Annotated in this window: 22 protein-coding genes; 8 read left to right on the top strand and 14 right to left on the bottom strand. The window is 62.9% G+C overall.

Annotation, left to right across the window (positions count from 1 at the left end):
• The first annotated feature begins 55 nt into the window (after positions 1 to 55).
• Positions 56 to 1516 carry an FAD-dependent oxidoreductase gene (locus G4D79_RS13760; RefSeq protein WP_099697994.1) on the top strand — a complete coding sequence of 487 codons (1461 nt, stop codon included), beginning with the start codon at positions 56 to 58 and terminating at the stop codon, positions 1514 to 1516.
• Here G4D79_RS13760 and G4D79_RS13755 read toward each other — a convergent pair.
• Entirely contained in the window at positions 1513 to 2718 is a 1206-nt protein-coding gene (locus G4D79_RS13755; RefSeq protein WP_235867845.1) for a GAF domain-containing protein, read from the bottom strand. The two genes, G4D79_RS13760 and G4D79_RS13755, sit on opposite strands and share 4 nt — an antisense overlap.
• Before the next feature lie 290 nt (positions 2719 to 3008).
• Between G4D79_RS13755 and G4D79_RS13750 the strand changes: the two genes are divergently transcribed.
• The gene (locus tag G4D79_RS13750; RefSeq protein ID WP_003946242.1) at positions 3009 to 3617 is read left to right on the top strand and encodes a 50S ribosomal protein L25/general stress protein Ctc; all 609 of its coding nucleotides are present in this window, start codon (positions 3009 to 3011) and stop codon (positions 3615 to 3617) included.
• A gap of 106 nt (positions 3618 to 3723) precedes the next feature.
• Positions 3724 to 4296: an aminoacyl-tRNA hydrolase gene (gene pth, locus G4D79_RS13745; RefSeq protein ID WP_099697993.1), complete on the top strand. Its 573-nt coding sequence runs from the start codon at positions 3724 to 3726 to the stop codon at positions 4294 to 4296.
• Positions 4297 to 4299: 3 nt separating this feature from the next.
• On the opposite strand, the gene G4D79_RS13740 is transcribed toward pth, so the two are convergent.
• Positions 4300 to 5934 carry a fatty acyl-AMP ligase gene (locus G4D79_RS13740; RefSeq protein WP_007728923.1) on the bottom strand — a complete coding sequence of 545 codons (1635 nt, stop codon included), beginning with the start codon at positions 5932 to 5934 and terminating at the stop codon, positions 4300 to 4302.
• Between the two features lie 352 nt (positions 5935 to 6286).
• Between G4D79_RS13740 and G4D79_RS13735 the strand changes: the two genes are divergently transcribed.
• The 3 genes from G4D79_RS13735 to G4D79_RS35230 all read left to right on the top strand — a co-directional run bounded on the left by G4D79_RS13735 (position 6287) and on the right by G4D79_RS35230 (position 9175).
• A complete protein-coding gene (locus G4D79_RS13735) occupies positions 6287 to 7891 on the top strand; it encodes a peptide chain release factor 3 (protein WP_135000451.1) in 1605 nt (534 codons plus the stop codon).
• Complete coding sequence (gene pnuC, locus G4D79_RS13730) at positions 7891 to 8541, top strand: nicotinamide riboside transporter PnuC (protein ID WP_050654516.1); 651 nt, start codon at positions 7891 to 7893, stop codon at positions 8539 to 8541. Before G4D79_RS13735 ends, pnuC begins: the two co-directional genes overlap by 1 nt.
• A gap of 325 nt (positions 8542 to 8866) precedes the next feature.
• A complete protein-coding gene (locus G4D79_RS35230; protein ID WP_306669658.1) occupies positions 8867 to 9175 on the top strand; it encodes a hypothetical protein in 309 nt (102 codons plus the stop codon).
• Positions 9176 to 9193: 18 nt separating this feature from the next.
• On the opposite strand, the gene G4D79_RS13720 is transcribed toward G4D79_RS35230, so the two are convergent.
• The 7 genes from G4D79_RS13720 to G4D79_RS13690 form a co-directional block, all read right to left on the bottom strand.
• Positions 9194 to 9868, bottom strand: a complete 675-nt coding sequence (locus tag G4D79_RS13720) for a pyridoxal 5'-phosphate synthase (RefSeq protein ID WP_099697992.1) — start codon at positions 9866 to 9868, stop codon at positions 9194 to 9196.
• Positions 9869 to 9893: 25 nt separating this feature from the next.
• The gene (locus G4D79_RS13715; RefSeq protein WP_003946235.1) at positions 9894 to 10394 is read right to left on the bottom strand and encodes a nuclear transport factor 2 family protein; all 501 of its coding nucleotides are present in this window, start codon (positions 10392 to 10394) and stop codon (positions 9894 to 9896) included.
• A 97-nt stretch (positions 10395 to 10491) separates the two neighbouring features.
• A complete protein-coding gene (locus G4D79_RS13710; protein WP_235867843.1) occupies positions 10492 to 11133 on the bottom strand; it encodes a TetR/AcrR family transcriptional regulator in 642 nt (213 codons plus the stop codon).
• A 5-nt stretch (positions 11134 to 11138) separates the two neighbouring features.
• A complete protein-coding gene (locus G4D79_RS13705) occupies positions 11139 to 12875 on the bottom strand; it encodes an ABC transporter ATP-binding protein (RefSeq protein ID WP_099697990.1) in 1737 nt (578 codons plus the stop codon).
• A complete protein-coding gene (locus tag G4D79_RS13700) occupies positions 12872 to 14773 on the bottom strand; it encodes an ABC transporter ATP-binding protein (RefSeq protein WP_223304405.1) in 1902 nt (633 codons plus the stop codon). The genes G4D79_RS13705 and G4D79_RS13700 overlap by 4 nt, the downstream gene beginning before the upstream one ends.
• Entirely contained in the window at positions 14770 to 15762 is a 993-nt protein-coding gene (locus G4D79_RS13695) for an ABC transporter substrate-binding protein (RefSeq protein ID WP_099697989.1), read from the bottom strand. Before G4D79_RS13695 ends, G4D79_RS13700 begins: the two co-directional genes overlap by 4 nt.
• Positions 15763 to 15817: 55 nt before the next feature.
• The gene (locus G4D79_RS13690; protein WP_099697988.1) at positions 15818 to 17200 is read right to left on the bottom strand and encodes an MFS transporter; all 1383 of its coding nucleotides are present in this window, start codon (positions 17198 to 17200) and stop codon (positions 15818 to 15820) included.
• Positions 17201 to 17284: 84 nt separating this feature from the next.
• Here G4D79_RS13690 and G4D79_RS13685 point away from each other — a divergent pair, with 84 nt between their 5' ends.
• Positions 17285 to 17923, top strand: a complete 639-nt coding sequence (locus tag G4D79_RS13685; RefSeq protein WP_030536301.1) for a TetR/AcrR family transcriptional regulator — start codon at positions 17285 to 17287, stop codon at positions 17921 to 17923.
• Positions 17924 to 17994: 71 nt separating this feature from the next.
• Positions 17995 to 18969 (top strand): ABC transporter substrate-binding protein, encoded by a 975-nt coding sequence (locus G4D79_RS13680; protein ID WP_099697987.1) that lies wholly within the window; start codon positions 17995 to 17997, stop codon positions 18967 to 18969.
• Positions 18970 to 18971: 2 nt separating this feature from the next.
• Here the strand turns inward: G4D79_RS13680 and G4D79_RS13675 are convergent, their stop codons facing one another.
• Genes G4D79_RS13675 through G4D79_RS13655 form a run of 5 tightly spaced genes read right to left on the bottom strand, consistent with a single transcriptional unit; the run spans position 18972 to position 23941 of the window.
• Positions 18972 to 20012, bottom strand: coding sequence for an ABC transporter substrate-binding protein (locus tag G4D79_RS13675; RefSeq protein ID WP_054827505.1), 1041 nt, complete (start codon positions 20010 to 20012; stop codon positions 18972 to 18974).
• Positions 20009 to 20860 (bottom strand): ABC transporter ATP-binding protein, encoded by an 852-nt coding sequence (locus G4D79_RS13670; protein ID WP_042449225.1) that lies wholly within the window; start codon positions 20858 to 20860, stop codon positions 20009 to 20011. The genes G4D79_RS13675 and G4D79_RS13670 overlap by 4 nt, the downstream gene beginning before the upstream one ends.
• A 23-nt stretch (positions 20861 to 20883) precedes the next feature.
• Positions 20884 to 21933, bottom strand: coding sequence for an iron-enterobactin ABC transporter permease (gene fepG / locus G4D79_RS13665; protein ID WP_003946259.1), 1050 nt, complete (start codon positions 21931 to 21933; stop codon positions 20884 to 20886).
• Complete coding sequence (locus G4D79_RS13660; protein WP_003946222.1) at positions 21930 to 23057, bottom strand: Fe(3+)-siderophore ABC transporter permease; 1128 nt, start codon at positions 23055 to 23057, stop codon at positions 21930 to 21932. The genes fepG and G4D79_RS13660 overlap by 4 nt, the downstream gene beginning before the upstream one ends.
• Complete coding sequence (locus tag G4D79_RS13655) at positions 23054 to 23941, bottom strand: siderophore-interacting protein (protein ID WP_003946220.1); 888 nt, start codon at positions 23939 to 23941, stop codon at positions 23054 to 23056. Before G4D79_RS13655 ends, G4D79_RS13660 begins: the two co-directional genes overlap by 4 nt.
• Positions 23942 to 24190: the final 249 nt, after the last annotated feature.

Here is a 24190-nt window from a genome sequence, read left to right as displayed (position 1 = left end):
CGAAACTGCAACTGTGGGGTGATCAGCAGTTTCGCCTTCCGAGAGGACTATTCGCATGGCCGACCCCACCGTCAGACCGATCTCCGCTGCCGACATCACCACCTGGGACTACGAGGCCGACGTCGTCATCGCGGGATACGGCATCGCCGGCGTCACCGCTGCGATCGAAGCAGCTCGTGCCGGCGCCGAGGTGCTCGTCCTGGAGCGGACGGGCGGTTGGGGCGGAGCCGCGTCACTGGCTGGTGGATTCATCTACCTGGGCGGTGGAACGCCGTTGCAGAAGGCGTGCGGGTTCGAGGACTCGGTCGAGAACATGAAGACGTTCATGAAGGCAGCGCTCGGCCCCGGAACCGACGATACGAAGATCGACGCGTACTGCGAGGGCAGCGTCGATCACTACAACTGGCTCGTCGACGCCGGGGTCCCGTTCAAGGAATCGTTCTGGGGTCAGCCCGGCTGGGAACCGCCGTACGACGACGGCCTGATGTACTCGGGAGGCGAGAACGCCGCGCCGTTCAACACCCTCGTCGACCCCGCGCCCCGCGGACACGTTCCGCAGATGTCCGAGAAGAACACCGGCGAGAAGGGCGGCGGCTACATGCTGATGAAGCCACTCGTCGAGACGGCCGAAAAGCTCGGCGTCCGAGCAGAATACGATCTGCGCGTCCAAACTGTGGTGGTAGACGGCGATCGGGTTGTCGGCGTCGTCGCCAAGCGCTACGGCAAGGATGTCGCGATTCGTGCCCGCAAAGGCGTAGTGCTGGCGATGGGCAGCTTCGCGTACAACAACGAGATGGTGCGCTCGAACGCACCGCGTATCTTCGGCCACCCGGCGGCCTCCATCGAGGCGCACGACGGCCGCGCAATCCAGATCGGTCAGGCACTCGGCGCCGACACCGCACACATGGACGCCACCGAGGTCGCGTTCTTCTGCGACCCGCAGTTGATGGTGCGCGGCATTCTTGTCAACGGCCGCGGTCAGCGATACATCCCCGAGGACACCTACCCCGGCCGCATCGGCCAGGCAACGCTGTTCCAGCAGGACAACCAGGCATTCCTCGTGATCGACGAAGCTGCGTACGAGGAAGGCATGAATGCCGAATCGTCCAGTGCACAGTTGCGGGCGCAGCCGAGCTGGGTGGCGGAGACCGTCGAGGAACTCGAAGGCGAGATGGGATTGCCCGCCGGATCGCTGCAATCCACCGTCGACCTCTACAACCGGCACGCGGCTGAAGGTTCGGATCCGGTGCTCGGCAAGAAGTCCGAGTGGGTGAAGCCGATCGTCGGCCCGTTCGCGGCAATCGATCTCCGTGGCCGCACAGGCGGATTCACGCTGGGAGGATTGAAGACCACCGTCGATTCCGAGGTTCTGCACGTCTCGGGTGCGCCGATCCCCGGACTGTTCGCAGCGGGTCGCTGCACGTCCGGTGTCTGTGCGGGCGGTTACGCCAGCGGGACAAGTCTCGGCGACGGCAGCTTCTTCGGACGTCGTGCCGGAATCAGCGCGGCGCGCTAGGTCACCACAACTCGCACGCCCTCGGCAAAGCGGTACGGCTGAGTCTGCAGGACCGCGCCGAGGTGTTTCCTCAGTCTGGACACCTCGGCGCGCACTGCCACGACATGCTCGCGATCACCGAAGAGCACTTCGCTCAGGCCTGCGGCATCCACACCTGCCGAACCGACGGCTGCCAGTGCCCGCAAGATCTGAGCGTGACGCGGCGAAAGCGCGCGCGTCCAGTTGGCGTCACCACGCACCGTCACCTGCGGCGATGCGCCGAGGGCCAGCTCCAGCTCGATCAACGGCCCGCCGACGCCGGTGCGCAACAGCCAGCCGTCTCCGAGCGGCTCAGGCAGACACATCCCCAGACCTGGCACGATGACGGGCTTTCCCGCACTGGGTGCTGCCACGCGGTCAGGCGCGGCAATCCCGCTGGCGCCGGCCACCCAGCCGTACTCGTCGACCACCAATGCCGGACCTGTTCCTGCCGCGAACAGCGGTGCCGCCCGCGAGCGCAGGCGCTCGAGCGAAGCCGCGTGCTCGCGCCACAGCGTCGCCTCCGCGAGGCGAACCGCGGTGCGCACCAGCGCGACGGTGGTGGGATGCACCGAAGCTGCGGATCCACTGATGTCCACCACGCCCAGTATCTCGCCCGTCCGTGGGTCGTGCACGGGCGAGCCGGTACACGACCAATTGTGATGCGTGGGCGCATAGTGCTCGGCCGAGAAGAGTTGCACCGCAGAGTCTTCGATCAGCGCGGTACCTATCGCGTTGGTCCCCACCGACTGCTCCGACCAGCGTGCGCCTTCCGCGAACCCGAGAGCGTCCGCCGCACGTTTGACGGTCTTCGCCCCTTCGCGCCAGAGCAGGACACCGTCGGCGTCGGCAACGACCACGATGAAGCCCGCGTCCTCGGCGACCTCGGTGAGCGTGGTTCGCAGTTCGGGCAGAACGCTTCGCAGCGCGGTACGCGAACGCCTCGCCTCCAACTCGGAGAAATCGGCAACAGTAGACGCACCGCAGTGATCCGGCGTGAGCCCGCCGGCGGCCACCCTCGACCACGACCGCGCCACGACGGTCCGCGGCTGCGCCGGTGGTTCCTGGCCGGAGAGAACTGCGTCGTGCACCCGACTGAGTAGGCGAGCATGCTGCGACAGGTCGGTACCCGGCACGACGGCACCGAGCCGACTGCCTTCGGGAGCGTTCCCCACGATGGTCACTCCGTCAGGCTACCGCTTTCGATGTGACGCGAACCACGTCCACACGGCCAGGTCCCCACCACCTGCGATTAGCGGCCGGGAGCAAACTCCGGTAACGTATCCAAAGTTGTCTCGGCGAGGGTGAATCGCAGCAGTTCCACACGTTGCAGGTTTACCGTGATCGACGCGGCTACGGCTCAGCTCGAGCGTTTCGCTCCTGGCCGTGTGCGCGCCTGTCCGCCTTGCCGCAGGCAAAACCACACGTCAGTAAACCGAGCACGAACCCCGTGAGTTGTAGGAGCCGTTTCATCATGTCTGAAGAAAACAACCTCGTCGCCGTCGTCCGCACCGAATTCGGCAAGGGCGCAGCTCGCCGCGCACGTCGTGACGGCCAGGTCCCCACGGTTCTGTACGGCCACGGTGAAGATCCCCGCCACCTCAATGTGCCGGCTCGCGACTTCGCCGCCATCCTCCGTGCACACGGCACCAACGCCATCCTCACCCTCGACATCGAGGGCACGGAGCAGGTTGCACTGACCAAGTCGGTCGTCGTGCACCCCATCCGCAACTACATCGAGCACGCCGACCTCCTCGTCATCAAGAAGGGCGAGAAGGTCACGATCGACGTGAACGTCATCGTCGTCGGCGATGCTGCTGCAGGCACGATGGTCGCGCAAGACGCATCCACGATCTCCATCGAGGCCGACGCGCTTCACATCCCCGAGCAGATCGAGGTTTCGGTCGAGGGTCTCGAGATCGGCACCCAGATCCTGGCCAGCCAGCTCGAACTGCCCAAGGGCTCGACCCTGCAGGCTGACGCCGACACCCTGATCGTCAACGTCGTTGCTGCACCCACCGAGGCAGACCTCGAAGAGGGCGCAGAAGCTCCCGCCGCCGACGAGGCTGCAGAAGAGGCCTGATCCTCTCGGTTCCAACAGAACTCACTGCGCGCGGCGCGTCATTCCGATTCGGAGTGACGCGCCGTTCGTGCGTAGCAGGAAAAATCAAGCCAGAAAGTAGCGTCCGGTGAGCACAGATACCGCCCTCGTCATCGGCCTGGGTAATCCCGGCCCCCAGTACGAGAAGACCCGGCACAACGTCGGCTTCATGGTCGCCGGCACCCTTGCCGGGCGCATGGGCGGAAAGTTCAACGTACACAAGAAGAGTGGTGCCGAAATCGTCGAAGGTCGCCTCGCCGGCCGGCGCGTGATTCTCGGAAAACCACGCTCGTACATGAATCTCTCGGGTGGCGCTGTCGCCAGTCTCGCGCGGTTCTTTTCGGTCGACGCCGCGAACATCATCGTCGTCCACGACGAACTGGATCTCGATTTCGGGACGATCAGACTCAAACTCGGCGGCGGCGAAGGCGGCCACAACGGCCTGCGGTCCATTTCGAGTTCGTTGACCACCAAGGACTACCTGCGCACGCGCGTCGGGATCGGTCGTCCGCCGGGCCGCATGGACCCGGCGGACTACGTTCTCAAGCCGTTCTCGTCCACGGAGCGAAAAGAACTCGATCTCGTATGCGAAGAGGCTGCGGATGCAGTGGAGCTACTGCTCGAACTCGGGTTGGAAGCCGCACAGAACCGCCTGCACTGACGGTCAGTTACCCAGCAGTGCAGCCGAATTCGCGCGGCGGAGCTTCCCCGACGACGTCTTCGGGATACTGCCGGGACCCAGGACCGCAACGGCGCGAGGTCGGACACCGACGTCGGCAACCACGGCGTGGACCACTTCGCGTTCGATACGCTTGACCTCTTCCGGATCTTCGAAAGCGTTGGTCTCGACGGCGACTGCAAAGCTCTCACGCTTCTGGCCGGCGTCGAGACGAATCGCGACGGCATTTCCGGGACGCACACCGGCAACGGTTCCGGCCGCCCGTTCGATGTCTGTGGGGTACACGTTCCGGCCGCCCATGATGATGACGTCCTTGACACGCCCGCACACCACGACCAGTCCTTCCTCGGTGAAGTACCCGACGTCACCGGTGTCGAGCCAACCGTCGGCGTCCTGGGCCGGCTTGTGTCCATCGACCGTGACGTACCCGGGGGTGACTGCCTTGCCGCGAACCTCGATGATTCCGACACCGCGGGCCGGAAGCACCTGACCGTCACGGTCGACGATGCGTCCCTCGAGGTCAGGCACCATCTTGCCGAGTGTGGCGAGGGCACGAGCGTTGGGGCGATTGGACGGCACCGCTCGAGACATCGATTCGAGAAAGTCTGGATCGACGTAGTCGAGGACCTGACCTTGATCGGGATCCGGAATCGACACGGCGAGCGTGGTTTCCGCCATTCCGTACACGGGCGCCAGCGCAGTCGGGTTCAAACCGAAACGCGCACCTGCCTCGGCGAGTGCATCCATCGTGTCGGGATCCACCGGCTCGGCGCCGTTCCACATGTATCGGACGCTGGACAGGTCGACTGCCCCGTCTTCCGCCTGTGCGAGTCGACGAGCCAAGAGCGAGTACGCGAAGTTCGGTGCGGCGGTGACGGTTCCGCCGTACTTGCCCATCAGTTCGGCCCACAGCACCGGGGTACGCAGGAAATCCATCGGCGTGATGCTGATGACCTCTGCGCCCACCTGCATCGGAACCGTGAGAAAACCGACCATGCCCATGTCGTGGAAGAGCGGAAGCCAGCTCACCATCACGTCGTCTTCGATGGAGAACTTGATGCGGTTGATCATGGCGTAGGCATTTGTGTAGAAGTTCTCGTGCGTGATCTGCACGGCCTTGGGCGAACCGGTGGAACCGGACGTCAACTGCTGGAGTGCGATATCCGATTCGGCCGTCTCCACGGGATCGATCGACGTTCCGCTGCGAAGCTCGTCCACCGTCACGACGGTGATGCCACGCTCTTCGAGGAGCGGCTTGGCCGCGTCGAAGGGCGCACCCAGAATGACGGCTTTCGCGGAGATCATGTCGATCACAGTCTCGGTGTCCTGAGCCCAGACGCCCAGATCCGTTCGGGGGGTCGGCTGATGCAGCATCGTCACCGACGCACCGCGCATCCACGTCGCCTGGCAGGCAGGTGCGATGTCGACGGGCTGTCCGGCGAGAATGCCGATCGCGACGCCGCGATCGATACCGACCTCGGCCAGGCCGCCGGCCATGCGCCGAGCCTCCTGGTGGATGTCGCCCCAGGTCTGACGGAAAGCGTTGTCCGGCTCTCCCGTCACCAGGCCGCGGTCGGTGACTGCGGCGGTCGCATACATCTCTTCGGTGAACTTGCTCAACGCAACTCCTTGGTCAGTGCCACTCTTCGATCAGTGCAACTCTTCGCAGGACACAAATGGCTGTGTGTTCGAACACACACATACATGGATAATCAGCGATCGTTCGCCGAGTGTTACGCCGCAGTGGCTATTGCATCGTGGTCTGCGAGTATCCTTTCTCTGTTGTGCTGCCGCACTCTCCACCTGTCCGCGCACCGGCACGTCGCCGGCACCGACGCCCACTTCGAGAGGTTCTTCGTTGACTACCCCGTCCGACTCGACCGTCCCTTCCGACTCGACTGTCCAGTCCGACACCGAAGGCCCCGATTCAACCGAGAGCGGGTCGGTCGCGGTCACGACGACGACCAAGGGCCTGTCCGCCGAGGCAGAGCGTCGCCGCACCTTCGCCGTCATCTCGCATCCCGACGCCGGAAAGTCGACGCTGACCGAAGCGCTGGCACTGCACGCGAAGAAGATCTCGGAGGCAGGAGCCGTCCACGGCAAGGCAGGCCGCAAGTCGACGGTCTCGGACTGGATGGAGATGGAGAAGGCCCGCGGCATTTCCGTCAGTTCCACCGCACTGCAGTTCAACTACCACTCGTCCGAGACCCCGGACGAGCAGATCAACGTCATCAACCTCGTCGACACCCCCGGTCACTCCGACTTCTCCGAGGACACGTACCGCGTCCTGACCGCCGTCGACGCGGCGGTCATGCTCATCGACGCTGCCAAGGGCCTCGAACCGCAGACGCTCAAGCTGTTTCAGGTGTGTCGTCACCGCGGCATTCCGGTCATCACCGTCATCAACAAGTGGGACCGTCCCGGTCAGACTCCTCTCGAACTGCTCGACGAGATCAGCGAACGGATCGGCCTCACACCGACCCCCCTGTACTGGCCGGTCGGCATCGCCGGCGACTTCCGCGGACTGCTGCGGCGCGGTGAAGACGGTGAGGCTCGCGAGTACGTCCGCTTCACCCGTACCGCAGGCGGCGCGAAGATCGCCCCCGAAGAGGTCATGGACGCCGACGCGGCGCTCGCCAAGGAAGGCTCCGAGTGGGAGACCGCGGCCGAGGAGAGTGAACTGCTCTCCGCTACCGGCCAGGACCACGATCAGGAGATGTTCCTCGCCGGTCAGACTTCCCCGGTGATCTTCGCGTCCGCGATGCTCAACTTCGGCGTCCGCCAGATTCTCGACACCCTCGTCGAATTGGCGCCGCCGCCGCGTGGGCGCGAAGACCTCAGCGGCAAGCCGCGCGAGGTCACCGATCCGTTCAGTGCGGTCGTCTTCAAGGTGCAGGCCGGTATGGACACCGCGCACCGCGACCGTCTGGCGTTCATGCGCATCGTCTCCGGCGTGTTCGAGCGCGGCATGGTTGTCACACACGCCCAAACCGGCAAGCCCTTCACGACCAAGTACGCCCAGACGGTATTCGGACGTGAACGTTCCACCGTCGAATCCGCGTTCCCCGGCGACGTCGTCGGCCTCGTCAACGCCACCGCACTCGCACCCGGCCACACGCTGTACACCGAGAAGAAGGTGGAGTTCCCGCCGATCCCGTCGTTCGCGCCGGAACACTTCTCGATCCTGCGCGCCGAAAGCGCCGGCAAGTACAAGCAGTTCCGCCGTGCTGTCGACCAACTCGATTCCGAGGGCGTCGTCCAGATTCTCCGCAACGACATCCGCGGCGACGCCTCCCCCGTCATGGCGGCCGTCGGCCCGATGCAGTTCGAGGTCGTCGCAGCACGCATGAAGGCCGAGTTCAACGTCGAGGCCAAGATGGAACCGCTCGGCTACGCATTGGCTCGCCGTACCGACGCCGCGTCCGAGGTCGAACTGAACCGTCAACGAGGTGTGGAGGTCTTCACCCGTTCCGACGGTGTTCTGCTCGCCCTGGTCAGTGACAAGTGGCGCCTGCAGTACATCCAGAAGGAACTCCCGGATCTGACGCTCGAACCCCTCGTCGCTGCTGCGGACTGATGAGCCTGATCGAGGCGCTGTTCGACGCCGAACTGCACATCGGCAGCGCCACGATTCTCTGGCGAGAGATCATCGGAAACGCGTTCGGAATCGGCTCCGCGATCGCGGGCGCGCGACGCTCGGTATGGGCGTGGCCCGTCGGTATAGCCGGAAATGCCTTGTTGTTCACGGTGTTCATGGGCGCACTTTTCCACACGCCGCAAGAGCTCAATCTCTACGGCCAGGCCGGCCGTCAGTTGTTGTTCATCACCGTTAGCGTCTACGGGTGGACTCAGTGGCGACGCGGGGCACGCGACTCCGGTCGCGCAGTCCTGCCCCATTGGGCGACAACTCGCGAGCGCGTCGCCATGATCGCCGTCATGACCAGCGGCACAATCGCTTTCGCCTGGATCTTCGACCTCCTCGGCTCGTACGGAGCGTGGGCAGAGGCCTGGATCTTCACCGGCTCCATCCTCGCGACATACGGCATGGCGCGCGGCTGGACCGAATTCTGGCTCATCTGGATCGGCGTCGACGCCGTTGGTGTTCCCCTTCTTTTCCGAGCCGGCTATTACCCTTCGGCGATCCTCTATCTGGTCTATGCATTCTTCGTCCTGTGGGGCTTCGCAATGTGGCTGCGCATTCAACGCCGAACTCCACAAGGGGTGTGACCGTAAACCAACTCCTGGTATGTTTGCGTCGATTAAGCAAACCGGCGGTCTGTTTACGGGCATCAGGAGCGAAACAATGGAAGACAAGAATTCTCACGGAATAGCGGGCCCCAACGGTTCCGGCAACGGATCGAGAGCCAATAGTTCCGCAAGTAATGGTTCTGCAAGCAATGGTTCTGGGAGCAACCTTTCCACGGGTAACGGTTCCAGCAGTGCCACCGCCACAGCGGATTTTCTGTCGACCGCACCCAAGCAATCCGATGCATTCACGTTTCCGCTTCCTGCCCGAACCACGGCCGCACACAGCAGCGGAGAGGACCTTTCAGTGCCAGCTTCAACACGCGAATCATCGAGGACGCTCGAAACTCGGAGTCGTACCGTCGTACGTCGCGACGCGATGGGCGTAGCCGCCGTTCGAGTGGCCGGTCGACTCACCCACACCGAACTCATCGCAAATCAGGCCTCACCCTCGAGCGCACATTCCTCCGATCCCACGACGGATCTGGACGAGTTGCTCACGATGCTCGGCAGCTACCTGTTGTCCTCGGGGTTCGAACATCCCGAAATCCACGCCAAACTGGGCGGACAGTCGATCGTCGTCAACCTCGTATCGCCGGAGATCAGCGCGAGCTGATCTGGGCCCAGCTGCCCCTTAGGGCCACAGCACTGCTCGTGTCCATGCTCGGTCCGAGCCGCGCCGGTACAACCACCGCTGATGCCGACGCCCGGAGTCTGCCTGCCAGAACTCGACAGACTCCGGCTGGAGGCACCACGCACGCCAGTCCTTCGACACGAACCCTGGGTCGTCGCTGATTCTTGCTTCCGCAGCGGCCACCGACGTGTCGTACGCCCCTAAGTCTTCGAGCACCTCGCTCTGCTTACTTGCCGTCGCCACCGCTCGCGCGGTGACGGAGCGTTCGACGAAGTCTCGGCGTCGAAGTGCGTCGTCGCCCTCGCGAACCGTTCCGCGAATCCGGACCTGTTGGCCTGTTTCGCGCCAGTAGAAGGCAAGCGATGCTCGCGGATTTTCTTTCAGCTCAACACCTTTCGGCGAAGCAGCTGAACCAGAGAACCAGAACCCACCCTCGGTCACGTCCTTGAGGATGAGGAAGCGAGAATCAGGCATACCGTCGCCGTCCACGGTCGAGAGCGCACACACGTGTGGCTCGACGACGCCGAAGGCCACGGCCGCACGGAGCCAGTCGAGGAACAACTCCCCCGGCTTTTCCGGAAAACACTCGGGCGCGGGCGGCGGAGTTCCGGTCAGCGCGGGGATACCGCGAATCCACGTCCGTACGTCAGGCAGCGAAAAATCTGCATCAACCATGAGCCGACTCTAATTGCGGGCGACCTCAGGAGACGTTGCGAACGACCGAGTCGCCGAACGACGGTTGCTGCAGCAGCGCCCACTTGTTGGACGTCAATCGGAAACTCGGCATGTCGGCGAGCGCCACCACCGATTCCCAGGTCCGCTCGTAGCTCGTGTGGGAGATTCGCCATTCACCGTCGCTGCAGCGGGTGTATCTGTCGTGATAGAAGGCCGATCCGCGAAGCAGCATGCCGTCTTCGGGGATGACCACTGTGTCCGCGAGGCACCAGATCCCGGTTGCGGTGTCTCCGTCGACGTCGATCTCGGGTTGCCCGCACTGATGTTCGGTGATGATGTGTGATCCGAGAGTGTTCTCGAGGAAGGAGACGAACGAATCTCGGGAATCGAAACTGAGTTGTTCTCCGTAGATCGCGGTGGCGTCGACGGTCAGAGTGTCGGCGAATTCGACCCACGATTTGGTGTCCAAGGCGCGTGCGTATCGGTACTTGAGTCTTTGGATGAGAACAATCGCTTCGAGATCCATGATCCCCGCCTCCCGGTGCAGCAACCACCCGTCCTATGTGTGCACATTAGCCTGTATCACGCCGAAACGGGCATTACTCTCAAAGCTAGTAGAAATGTCAGCCGATAACACGCTTTTCCAGGCCGTCGAGCATGATCGTGATCTTCTCGTCCAACCAACCTCGCCCGTGCCACGTCGATTCGTCGCCGATACCCTCGATCAACGACTCCGATGCATTCCAACTTTCCTGATACGCCTGTCGCGCGGAACGTGAATCGGCGGAGCTGACGGTCTTGTCCATCGCCGCCATCATTGCGAACTGCGTCATGGTCACCTCGGAGATGAAGTCCACCGCCAATATCGCATCGTGGGGTGTGAAGCCTTGCGCAGTCAACGAACCGACCAGTTTCTCCACGATCTCGATTATCGCCGGCGGCGTGCCCGGAACTGCGAGACCGACCTGGGCCAGACCTGGATAGCGCTCGAACGAGGACCACAGAACGTCGCAGAAATCCTTCAAGAATTCGCGCCACGGACGATTCGTATCGGGCCATACAGTCTGACGCACAACATGATCCGAGCAGGCACGCAGCAGCGCTTCGCGGTCTGCGAAGTAGCGATAAAGTGCAGAATGACTGACGCCCAGCCGCTTTGCCACGCTCGGCATCGTCAGTTCACTCAGATCACCGGCCAGGGCGGCCTCGACGATGTCCGTTGTCGACAACGTCGGCGGCCGCCCCGTCTTCTTTCCGGTCTGCATTCTGCTCAGCTTGCCACCAACCGCCATCCCGACGCACGGTGGCGCTGGTTCCAGAACGCGGCGTAGTTCCCACCGGCTGCGAGCAGAACTTCGTGGGTTCCCACTTCGACGATCGATCCGTCGTCACCGAGCACGATGATCTGATCTGCGGCCACGACGGTCGACAGTTTGTGAGCGATCACGAGCAGTGTGCTTTCCCTGGCGAGTTCTTGCATCGCACGCTGCACGTGTGCCTCGTTCTCGGGATCGAGCGCGGCCGTCGCCTCGTCGAGCAGAACGACAGGTGCGCGTTTGAGGAGTGCGCGCGCAATGGAGACCCGCTGCCGCTCTCCACCGGACAGTGCCGTCCCGCCCTCACCGACACGGGTGTCCCAACCCCGCGGAAGCCGCTCGACGATTTCCGCGACGCCCGCGATCCGAGCCACGTCGAAGACTTCTTCGTCCGTGGCTTCGGGGCGGCCGAGGCGGATGTTCGCGATCAACGTGTCGTCGAAGAGGTACACGTCCTGGAAGACCAGAGACAGCTGCGACATCAGGTCGGCACTCGTGAGGTCCCGCACGTCGACGCCGCCGACACGCACCACACCGGAGTCGACGTCGTAGAAGCGCGAGATCAACCGGGTGACGGTGGTTTTGCCGGACCCTGACGGACCGACCAACGCCGTCAACGACTTTCGTGGCACGTCGAAGGAGATGTTTCGCAGAACCTGCCCACCGTCCGCGTATCCGAAGTCGACGGCGTCGAACTGCACTGCCGTCTCCCCCGTCGCCGTCCCGCTGGTATCGGGTTCGACCATTGGTTCAACTTCGAGGATCTCGGACATTCGCCGGATTTCATTGCGTGCCATTCTGATTGCACCGCCGAACTCGCCGATCTCACCCAGCGGCTGGATGAACCGTGCGGTCAGTCCGAGTAGCGCGATCAACGTGACCGGATCGATGTCGCCGCCGAGCGCGAGGAACGCGCCCAAGATGATCACGGCAGAGAACACGAATTGCAGGGCGATCCCGTTGACCACGGACCCGATCACCACGAACCACAGTTGTGAACGACCCGCAGTGTGTTGCGCTTCGATCGCGTCGTCGAGCGGTTCGTACACCCCGTGGGTGCGTCCGAAAGCACGCAGGACCGGTTGGCAACGCGCGTATTCGAGCACTCGATTGTTCGATTCGACGGCCGCTGCATGAGCCCGATCGTCGGCCTTGGCAGTCATCGTCGAGGCAAATCGTGCTGCCGCGAAGAGAATCGGAACGCTGATTACCAGCGCGAGCCCGAGCCGCCAGTCGAAGAACAACACGCACACGACAATGGTTGCCGGGCTGGCAATTCCGGAGATGATCGGTGTCATCAGGTGCGCAGCGGCCCCCATCACCGAGATGGTGCCCTTGCTGGCAACCTGCGATACCTGCCCGAGTCGGCCGGCGCCGAACCAGCCGAGCGGCAGAGTGACGAGATGATCTCCCAGGCGCAGATGCATCGTCCGCAGCAGAGTGAGGGCCGACTCGAAACCCTTCATCGCCTGCAGGTAGTGCGCAATTGAACTGATCACAGCGCATACGGCCATGGCGGCGAGCCACCGAACGAAACTGCCCCAGCTCTGATCGAACAGTGCCTGCACCGCAGGGACCAGAAGCGCCACTGCCAAACCCTGCATCACGCCGTACAACACTGCCCACACCAGGAACTCGCGATAACGGCCCTGATTCTGCGGGCCGAGTATCCGGAAGAGGTCGCGAATCATGAGTTGGCCTTTCCTGCTGCGTCAGACTTACCTGCGATGTTGCGTTCAATCGAGTCGGCCCGACTGTGCTCAATCGAGTCGGCCCGACTGTGACTCGCCCACATCCGGGCATAGGTTGAACCACTCGCCACGAGCTGATCGTGCGTGCCCTTCTCCACGATCCGTCCGGCGTCGAGGACCACGATCTGATCGGCACTCACAATCGAAGCCAACCGGTGCGCGATCACCAGCACCGTGCGGCCGACCGTCAAGCGCGACAGCGCTTCTTGGATATCGGCTTCGGACTCCGGGTCGGCGAACGCGGTTGCCTCGTCGAGCACGAGAACAGGAGTGTCCGCGAGAATCGCACGCGCGATGGAGACTCTTTGGGCTTCACCACCCGAGAATCTGGCGTCGACCCCGACCACCGAGTCGTACCCCCTCGGGAGCGCTTCGATTCGGGTGTCGATCTGCGCGGCTGCGGCAGCGGCCTTCACCTCGGCCGAAGTCGCCTGCGGTCGGGCAAGCCGAATGTTGTCGAGCACGGTCGCTTCGACCAGCTGCACGTCCTGCAGAACGAATCCGACGTGGCGGTACAGCTCGTCGGTAGCGACTTCCCTGACGTCGACACCACCGATGGCCACGGATCCGGCACGCACGTCGTGGAACCTCGGAACCAACGTCGCCAGCGTCGACTTACCCGAACCCGACGGTCCGACCAGCGCCGTCACCGTGCCCTCCGGCAGCGTCAGATCAATGTCGGTCAGAACGTCGGCGCCGTCGTCGTATGCAAAGGAAACTCCGGAGAATCGAACTTCGTTCCCCACAGGCTTTTTCGGATGATCGGTTTCCGGCAGAGCGTCGGTTGCGAACAGCGCGATCAGTCGCGCCGCAGCGGCGGCTGCCTCACGGCGTGCCTGCATACCGAAACCGATGGTCGTCACCGACACCGGAATCACCATCGCGACAAGAGAACTGGTCAGCACATCGACGGGTGACACCCATCCGGAGTGAACGAACCACGAGCCGAGGCCAAGGTTGACCACCAGCACAACCGGTGCGCTCAACGCAATCGAGGCCAGTGCCTCGGTCCGGAGCATCGGGCGAACCCAGCCCTCGTACGAGACGGCAAACGCCTTGGCAGCGTCGCGGTATCGAGAATGTGACTGCTTGTCCTGACCGAAGGTCTTGACCACTGCGATGCCGGTGACGAACTCGACGATGGTGTTGCTGATGGCCGCGATGCCCTCATTCATCCGGCTCATCTTGACGGCCATGTCCTTGGTCATCATCGCGTAGGCGATCATGTAGATCGGGAGGGTGGCAATCGCGACCAGTCCCAGACGCCAGTCGATCGAGATCACGTAGCCGAGCCCGACGAGCGGCACCGCGATGGCGCCGGTGGTCTCGACGGCGCTGTGCGCAACCAGGTAGTGGAGATCGGAGATGTCGTTCTGCGCGGCTTTGCGTACGGTTCCGGACGAGTGGGAGGTGAACCAGCCCAGTGGAAGTCGACCGAGTGTCGCTGCGATTCGACGCCGAAGCACAGCTTGAAGATTGACATCGGCGAAGTGCGTCACGATCAATGCACCGCCTCCGAAGAACGCACGCATACCCAGACCGAAGACGACCACCCACACGATAGTCCAGACGCGAGACGAGTCGATGTCGCCGCCCACGATCAGCGTCTTACCCAACTCGGCGATGGCCACGTACGGCACGATGGCCGCGACCGCGGCGATCACCTGCATCACCATCGCGATGGTGGTCCGTGTACGAACTGGCGCAAGGAGTTCGCGAAGCGCGCTCTTGTGCGCCGCCGCTTCAGCTTTGGCTTGCGAGGCTTCGGCCGTCGCTCCTTGTGATGCGTCGGCCTCTTCAGATGAAATGTCTGCTTTCGTGGCCTGTGTCGTCGTCATTTCGAGAACGCCTTCCATCGGGTTACTGCGTCGGCGTCGGATGCGATGCGGCCTTGGAGTTCCGCGCCGGTGAGAGTGCGATCGGCAAGAGCCTCGAGGTCTTCGAGGATCCAGTAGACCGCGAAAGGATAACTGCCGAACCAAAGTTCACCGCTCACGTCCACTGTGCGTCCGGCCTTCACTGCGGAGATCTCGTTGAACAGTGGATTTGCGTGAACTAGAGCGCCGTCGTAGATGTTGCCCGAGGTCACGACCATCGCGTCCGCCGCGTGCTGTCCGACCTCCTCGCCTGACACCGAAGACGTGGCAACACCTGTGTTGGGGCCGATCTTCGCGTCGAGTTCGGCTTGCGGGCGCCCGAAACCGGCTTCCTCGATGATCGAGGACATCGGCGACTGTGGGATGACGGTGTAAATGCCGCCGGAGAATCCCACCAGCACTGACAGCGTCTGCGGTTGCGCCTCGACCGTTCCGGATACTTCGGCAAATTTGGTCTCGAGCCTCGACACGATTTCGCGAGCTTCGGACTCTCGACCCAGTGCCGTCGCCGCGGTATTCAGAACTTCGCGCCACGGCGCCGCATAGGTGAGCACCGTCGTCGGGGCAATCTCGTTGGCCTGCGCGGTGATCGACGTCAACGAGCCGACATCACTGAGCAGGATTCGGTCAGGATGAACGGCCGCGATCTGCTCCACATCTGGTGATTGGAAGAACGTCGGTTTGTCGACGACCTCGATCCCCTCACTCTGCAATATCTCCTTCGCCGCCTGCGACTGCAGCGTGGCGAAGACCGTATCGGGCTTGACCCCGAGCGTGAGTGCGTTGAGCGCTGCGAACTCGTCCAGTGCGAGCAGTTTCTGAGGTGCAGGTACGGCCGACGACTCGCCTGTTTCCGATGCGTCTGCGTCATCGCCGCCCACGGAGCAACCGACAAGCGCCGTTGCTGTCGCTGCGAGTGCCGTTGCTCGCAGGCCCCACTGCTGCCGCATCCTTCTCTCCCCGCTTTAGTTACACGCTGTCTCGATTAGGGGAGCCTACAATAAGTCACGCCTTTTGTGCAGTCCTCGTCGCTGGAAGTGCAATCGCCGGCAGACAGGCGACAACACTGATGACGGCACCCATCACGAACGCCAGCGCGAACGAGTCGCCGGAAATGCCGATCGCCAGGACCGCTGTGGTCACCGGGGCGCCCACCGCCGAACCGACGGTTCTGATCACACTGTTGACTCCACTGGCTGCTGCCATTTCCGATGGCGGGACGATCGAGGCAACCAACAGAGCACAGACCGCGAACCCCACGCCGTTCCCCAATCCGACGAGGGAAAAGAACGCCACGATCGCAACCACCGAACTCGGCCAGATCGCGAGTCCGACTGCGCCCGCCGCCATGAGGGCCAGCGCTATGACAGCGGGCACCCGCGGCCCGAATCGCCGCGCGAGAGCCGGCGTCAAGCGGCCACCGAGAAAGACGAGGACAGCGGCGGGCAAGAGCGCCAAGCCGGTCTGCACAACGGTGAATCCGCTTCCATACGTAGACGTTTCCGGCGCCTGGAGGATCCGCGGCAGACAGAGATAGAAAATGTACGGCACGAACCCGAACACCAGGGTGAGTGCGCTGGTGATCATCATCGGCTTGTCCCGAAAAACTCGCATGTCGACGATCGGCGCGTCGTGGCGGGAATCGACGGCAATCAGTGTCGCGAACGAAACGAACGCGACTACCACCAGACCCCAGAATCCGAGCGACAAAACTCCCCAGTCGGAGGCTTTCGTGATCGCCAATAGCAGGCTCACCAATCCGAACGCCAGAGCGCCGGCACCGGCCCAGTCCGTCGGCATACCCGGGCGGCGATGCGAGCCCGGAACCGCGGCCACCACTGCGACCAATGCGAGCACGATCAAGATCCCGGTGATCACGAACAACCACTGCCAACTGAGATACTCGAGGATGACACCGCCGATCACCAGTGCACTTCCGGCACCGATTCCCAAAGTCCCAGCGAGCCAACCTATCCCTGAAGACAACTCGGGACCTACTACCGTTCTCCGCAGTACTGCCATCGCAAGCGGGAAGCTCGCCATGCTCACTCCCTGGACAGCTCGAACGACAAGCAGCACCCCGATATTCGGGGCGGCTGCCGCGGCAAATGTCGCGAGAGCGAAGATGATCAGGACGATCACCAGGACTCGCTTGTCGCCGAATCGGTCACCCATCGCGCCGACTATCGGAGCCATCACCGCGGCCGCCAACAGGTACGCCGTCAGGATCCAGCCGGTCACCGCCACGGACGTGTCGAAATGCTCACCCAACACCGGCAACGCCGGTACCAGCATGGTCTGCATGAGCGAGTAGACGAGTACCGCCCCCGCAAGCGCGGCGATCACCCGGCTCCCGGATCGCGTGGGCGCCTCCGCCAAGGTTGTCATCGACACCTTCCTCCAATCATGAATCGAATCGGAACGGAACACTCCGTTCCGATTGAGTAAACCATGCATTGCTAGCCTGTGGGAATGGCGAAAGAGAATGCGAGCCTCCCCGGACGCGCCCGAGAAGCCGCAGACAACGACGTCACCGTACTGCGAGCAGCGCGCGAGATTTTTGCCGAACAGGGTTGGAATGCACCGGTATCGGCAATTGCCACCCGGGCCGGAGTGGGAGTAGGCAGCATCTATCGCCGATACCGAGGCAAGGAGGAACTGGCGCAATCCCTGCGCGTCTGGGCGATCGACCACCTCGCCACCCTCGCCCGAGAGTGCATGAGCACCGCGAAAACCGATGAAGCCGTATTGAAGACGTTCTTCTCGCGATATCTCACCGAATCAGTGGGACCGCTCATTCCGGTCCTCGGCGGCAAGTTACCTGAACACGCCGAAGTCACTCGTGCCGCCGAAGAATTGGAGGCCGCACTGCAATCGATGGTCGACGTCTGCATCGACGCTCGCGAAGTCCCGCCCGACTTCACTGCTGCTGACGTCATGCTCATGACAGTGCATCTGCGGCCGACTCTGCCGATCGAGGGTGATCGAGCCACCGAAATACACACGCGCTATCTCGACTTCATGCTCGACGGACTTCGTGGTGGAACACCCCGACCAACGATCACTCCCCCGTCCTGGAGCGAATGGCTTCAGATGTGGCAGGGCAACTGACCCCGAGAACACCCGAATGACCTGTCAGGTTAGGCTTACCTAGCTTAGTTCGCCATGTTCGGAAGGTTCTCATGAAAATCAATCGCCGGCTCGCCGGCTTCGCCGCTCTACCCGCCGTCGCCACGCTCCTACTCGCCGGTTGCGGAAGTAGCGACGCAGCGCCCTCTACCGAGACCAGGTCTGCCGACCAGTCCTGGAGTTACACAACGGGATACGGAAACACGATCACCCTCGACCACGCCCCGGAGCGGATCGTCGTCGACGCGTACTCCGCTGCGGCTCTGTGGGACTACGGCATTCGGCCGGTCGGCATCTTCGGTTACGGCGTCGGCAATCCAGACGTCACCGATCGCGCTGACGAGTCGACGATGACCGTCGTCGGCCGTGAAGGTGAACTCAGCGCGGAAGCTCTTGCGGCGCTGGACCCAGACCTGGTCATCGGGTACGGCAACAGCGACGACCCGACGCGATGGACTTGGTGGGACGAGCCGATGGGCAAGACCGTCAACAATGTTGCACCGTTTGTCGGCGTCAAGTTCTCCGGAGCCTCGACACCGGACGTGTTGAACGAGTACGCCTCACTCGCCGAAGCTCTCGGCGGGGACACCGACACAGTGGCAGCACGCGAAGACAAGGAAGCATTCGAATCCGGTGCAGAGCGCATCCGAACTGCTGCGGCCAAGGTCGACGACATCGAAGTCCTCGCCCTGAACGGTGACAGCTCCGAGTTGTACGCAGGCACAACGGCGCTCGCTCAGTTCGGTTACCTGAAGGAACTGGGCGTGAAGTTCACCGGTCCGGGAGGCGACAAGGGATGGGCAGATCTCAGCTGGGAACAGGTACCGGACTATCCGGCGGACATCGTGTTCCAGTTCGCGAAGTCGGCAGAGGCATTCGCGGCATCACCCGTGTTCGTCAAGCTGCCCGCGGTGACCGCGAACCAGGTGATCGACTTCGACGACAAGCGTCCCAACACCTACGCCAATTACGGCGCCTGGTTCGAGCAGGTTGCACAACTACTCGACCAGGCCCGCAACGTCGCCTGAATTTACTGCCCAGCAGTGATTCGCCCGGCCGCTTCCTCGAGAACGTCGAGGAAGATGGCCGCGGTGAGCGCAAATCCTTGGTTGTATCGCGCGTCGCTGGTCAACACGTTGCCCGCTTGAACTGCAGGCAACCGCTGCCACGTCGGCTGCGACTTGATCGCGTCGAGCGCTTCCTGATCGCGTGCTTGGGCGATGATCACATCCGCCGGAGCCAAGGTGTCGAGTTGCTCGAACGACAACTCGAACGAGTTCTCTGCATTGTCGTCGTCACGGAAAAGCACGTCCAGGCCGGCATCGAGTGCAACACTGATTCGCAGATTCCGCTGATGCACAAGGAAGCCCGTCGGCGTCTGAACGCCGAACACGATCTTCTTTCCGCCCAGCTTCTCCTGCAACATCGGTCGCAGTCTCGCGAGCTTGTCGTCGTACTCCGCAATGGAAGCCTCGGCGATCGTCACCCGGTCGAGCTGGCTCGCCTGCGCCATCAGAGCACCTCGCCAGTCGACCGGGTGCCCGGCAATCGGTTCGACGTCGTCGCCGACGACCAACAGCGGCGCGATGGAAGACAAGCGCTCGGTGCCGTACCAGTCACTGGTGTATCCGATCGCAGTGATGACGATCAGATCGGGCTCGAGAGCGAGCAGAGCCTCGAAGTTGGTGGAGAAGTCGCCGGCGACGTTGACGAAGCTCGCGTCCTCGATGGTGCGGCCGGGAAACTGGAATCCTGCCTTGGCGTCGGGGAACCAGAAGTTGCCCGATCCGACGATCGGGTAGTCCATCATCATCGCGAATTCGAGGTCGACGCGGCCGTCGAGCACCACCACACGCTTCGGGTCGCGCGGAACGTCGCCGCTGAACTCGGCCCACGTGTACGGGAGAGTGTCACTGGCAGAGTCGGATTCGCCATCGGAGCTTCCGCAGGCGCTCAGCGCCAATGCTGCAGCCACACCAGCTGCGCCACCGAAGAATCGGCGTCGCGAAATGCGGTCGACGATCTGAGCCCACTCCGTGTCGGTAACCTGCGCATCCAGGACGAGTGTCATACCTTTGCTCCTTCGATGTTTCGCTGACGCTCGCGTCCCAGCGGAATGACCAGCGGTGTGTGGGAAACCGGATCGTCGATGATGCGGCACGCCATGCCGAACACCTCCTGCACCAGTTCTTCGGTGATGATCTCCGCGGGCGGGCCCTCGGCGACCACCGCGCCGTCCTTCATCGCGATGATGTGAGTTCCGTAGCGGCACGCGTGATTGAGATCGTGAAGCACCGCCACCAGCGTGTGTCCGTCGTTCTCGTTCAGATCGCGGCAGAGTTCCAGCAGCTCGATCTGGTGCGCGATGTCGAGGAACGTCGTCGGCTCGTCCAGTAGCACCAACGGAGTCTGCTGCGCGAGAACCATAGCTACCCAGACACGTTGGCGCTGACCACCGGACAGTTCGTCGACCGGCCTGGCCGACAGATCCGTGACCTTGGTTGCTTCCATCGCCTTGATGACGGCGGCCTCGTCCTCTCGGGACCACTGGCGGATCAGCTTCTGGTGCGGATAACGCCCTCGCGCAACCAGATCGGCGACTTTGATTCCGTCCGGCGCGATCGACGTCTGCGGCAGAAGCCCGAGTCGCCTCGCAACTTCCTTTGCCGGGTACGACGTGATCGTCTTACCGTCGAGAAGGACCTTGCCGGTGGTCGGCTTGAGCAACCGGGACAGCGCACGCAGAAGCGTCGACTTGCCGCAGGCATTGGGACCGACGATGACGGTGAAGCCACCGTCGGGGATTTCGACGTCGAGGTGTTCCGAGATGACGCGCTTGTCGTAACCGATCGTGACGTCCTCGGCGCGAAGCCGATTCGTCCTTTCGACCACGACGGCGGCCGTACTTGTCTCGTTCACGCTGTTCCTCGTTCCTTCACCGATCACTGCTTACGTGCCTCTCGCGCGAGAAGCCATACGAAATAGATGCCACCGATGGAGACGGTGACGACGCCGACCGGCAACTGTGTCGGCGCGAAAGCTCGCTGCGCCACCCAGTCGCTGACCATCAGCAACGCGCCACCCATTGCTGCCGACGGCAGCAGGGTCACTCCGGCACTACCGGTCAATCGCCTCACCAACTGCGGAGCCGCCAGCGAGACGAACCCGATGGGACCGGCCGCTGCTGTCACCATGGCCGTCAGGGCGACGCCGAGAACAACCAGGGAAAGCCGCGTGGGTTCGGCCCGGACGCCGAGCGCCTTGGCGGCGTCGTCGCCCATCTCGAGCATCTGCATCCGCCTGCCCAACACCAGGATCAGCGGAACGAGGATGGCCAGCACGACGACCACCGGCCACACCTGAGTCCAGCCGAGGCCGTTCAACGAACCGGCACCCCACACTGCGGCAGCCATGGCGTCGTCAAGTTTCGCCTTGAGGATCATCCAGGTGTTGACCGAGCCCAACATCGCGCTGATGGCGATACCGACGATGATCAACCGGAATCCCTGCACACCTCGCTTGTACGCAAGGAGATAAACAACTGCTGCGGTGGCGATTCCGCCCACCAGAGCACCGACTGCGATCTCGTAGTAAGTACCACCGATGAGGAGGATGACCACCAGAGCGCCCGTGTACGCACCGGAGTTGAAGCCGATGATGTCCGGGCTACCCAACGGGTTCCTGGTCAGCGATTGGAAGATCGCACCGCTCATACCGAGCGCCGCACCGAGCATCAGCGCCAACAGAACTCGGGGCAGACGCCATTCCACGACGACCATGTGGATACGCGCGGGGGCTTCGCCGAACAGTGCACCGAGGACGTCCCCGATCGGCACTTGGTAGTCACCACTACCGAGCGCGATGACACCGATGGCCAATGCAAGCGCAACGAGGACGAGGCAGACTGTGACCGTGCGGACGTCGATCCGCGCGGACCAGCCTTCTTTGGGTGAGCGCACCACCGTGGTGGCGCGCCCGAAATCGATGCTCACAGACCGCTCACCTTGCTTCGACGCACCAGCATGATCAGCACCGGAGCGCCGATGAAGGCCGTGACGATGCCGACCTGAAGTTCACCCGGGCGCAGCACGATTCGGCCGACGACGTCGGAGAAGAGAAGAAGAATCGGCGAGCACACCAACGTATACGGGAGAATCCATCGCTGATCCGGTCCGACGAACCATCTCGCGACGTGCGGAACCATCAAACCGACGAATCCGATCGGCCCGGCCGCAGCTGTCGCCGCGCCGCACAGCAATGTCACCGCGATGACACCGAGGATGCGAGTACGAGTGATGTTGGCACCGAGCGAACGTGCCAGATCGTCACCCAGGGCCACCGCGTTGAGTTGGCGCGCCAACGCGAGCGCCAGGAAGAGCCCGATGAGAATGAATGGGGCAACGGCCAGAACGATTTCCAACGAACGCCCGCTGAGTGAGCCGGCATTCCACTGGCGCATCTGGTCGAAGGCGGTCGGGTTGAGCAAGGTGATCCCGGACGAGATGCCGCCGAGCACGGAGCCGATGGCAACACCGGCAAGCGTCAGCCGAATGGGCGTCGCACCACCTCGACCGATCGAGCCCAGCGTGTAGACGATCGCCGTGGCTATCACCGCTCCGAGGAAAGCGAACCAGATGTACGACCAGATGCTGGTCAAGCCGAAGACCGCGACGGCAACGACCATCGCGAAGCCCGCGCCGGCATTGACACCGAGAATTCCTGGATCAGCCAAGGGATTTCGTGTCATCGCCTGGATGAGGCCACCGGCCACACCCAGTGCCATACCGACTATCAGACCGAGCAGAGTACGAGGTAGCCGCAGATCACGGATGATCACGTGATCATTGGAATCGTCGTAGTTCACCAGCGCGTCGATCACGGTGCCGAACGGAATGGTCTTCGATCCCACCGCGATACTCAGCAGGAGCACGGCGGCGAGCACCACCAGGCACACCAGAAGACCCGCCATACGACGAGAGTTGGTCGATACCAGCCCGTCCGGTTGCTTCTGCTTCTCGTGCAGCGACTCGTCGATCAGTTCTTCGGTGTGTTTGTCGACTGCGCTCTTGTCCGCCGCACCGCTGTCGACAGCACTCTTGTCGAATCCAACGGTCACAAGCCGGCGCTCTCTAGAGTCTTCTCGACCTCGTCGCGGATCTCTTCCTCGTCGCGGTCCGATTCCCAGGCCGCATCGAGTGCCGCGCGGACACTTTCGTCGAGGGCCTCGTACTTCGCGTTCCACACCTCGGCTTTGTACGTCCAGTAGCCGATGACCTTGTACTGCTCACCCGGCAACTTCAGTTCGTGGCGAAGGTACTTGCGGATGTCACGGAGCATCGTGCTCTCGCCTGCAACCCACACGTATCCGAGTTCGGTGGGCAGGTTCATCGCGCGAACCGCGTCCGGCAACTTCGACGGTGCAACACCGTTGCCACTGCCGACCAGCCAGATGAACTCGACGTCGGCCGACGAGGTGATCTGCTGCTTGTGAGACTCGTCCACCACCTCGACGATCGCCTTGGCCGACATCCCGGCGGGCAACTGTTCGATCAAGCGTCCGAGTGCGGGGAGTCCAGTCGCGTCGGCGACGAACACCTGCCAACGTGCGTCGGCCGGGGGCTCGTAGAGGCCACGAGACTCGCCGATCGCCAACTTGTCACCGATCTCGGCCTTCTGCGCCCAGTCGCTGGCGATACCACCCTCGTGAACGACGAAGTCGATCGTCATGCGGCTGGTTTCGGAATCGAACCGTCGCACGGTGTACGGCTGGCACGGGGACGGTTCCTCTCCCTCCGGGTATCGCCAACCGCGCGGTGCATCCGGATCTTCCGCCGGAAGAACGAACTTGCCTGTAGCCGGGACCGGGAAGTGGAGGCGCAGATATTCGTCACCGGTACCGGTGGTTTCGAAGGCGGTCAGCTCCTCCCCACCGAACACGATACGAACCATTCCCGGGGTCACGTACTCCTTGTGAAGTACCTCGCCGAACACAAGACTCACAACAATCTCCAACATCGATGGAACATGAACCGGACCCGAACACGAGGATCCATCCGACTTCCGGACATAGTTAACCCGTGCTAAGTAAGGTAGACCTTAATTTATTGCAGTGTCGTCGATGAGTCGATGCCTTCTCCGCTGCAACGGGGCCAACTACTATCGCAATTCGGCCAACGCAATACGTATGGCCTGTTCACGACAAGTATTGGCACCGGTGTGACTTCTGACTACCGCCCACGATCCCTAGCG

This window comes from Rhodococcus sp. WY5, from assembly GCF_018588185.1.
Classification (GTDB): Bacteria; Actinomycetota; Actinomycetes; order Mycobacteriales; family Mycobacteriaceae; genus Rhodococcus_F; species Rhodococcus_F qingshengii.
Note: the sequence above shows the minus strand (reverse complement) of the source record. Positions and strands in the feature narration are given on the sequence as shown.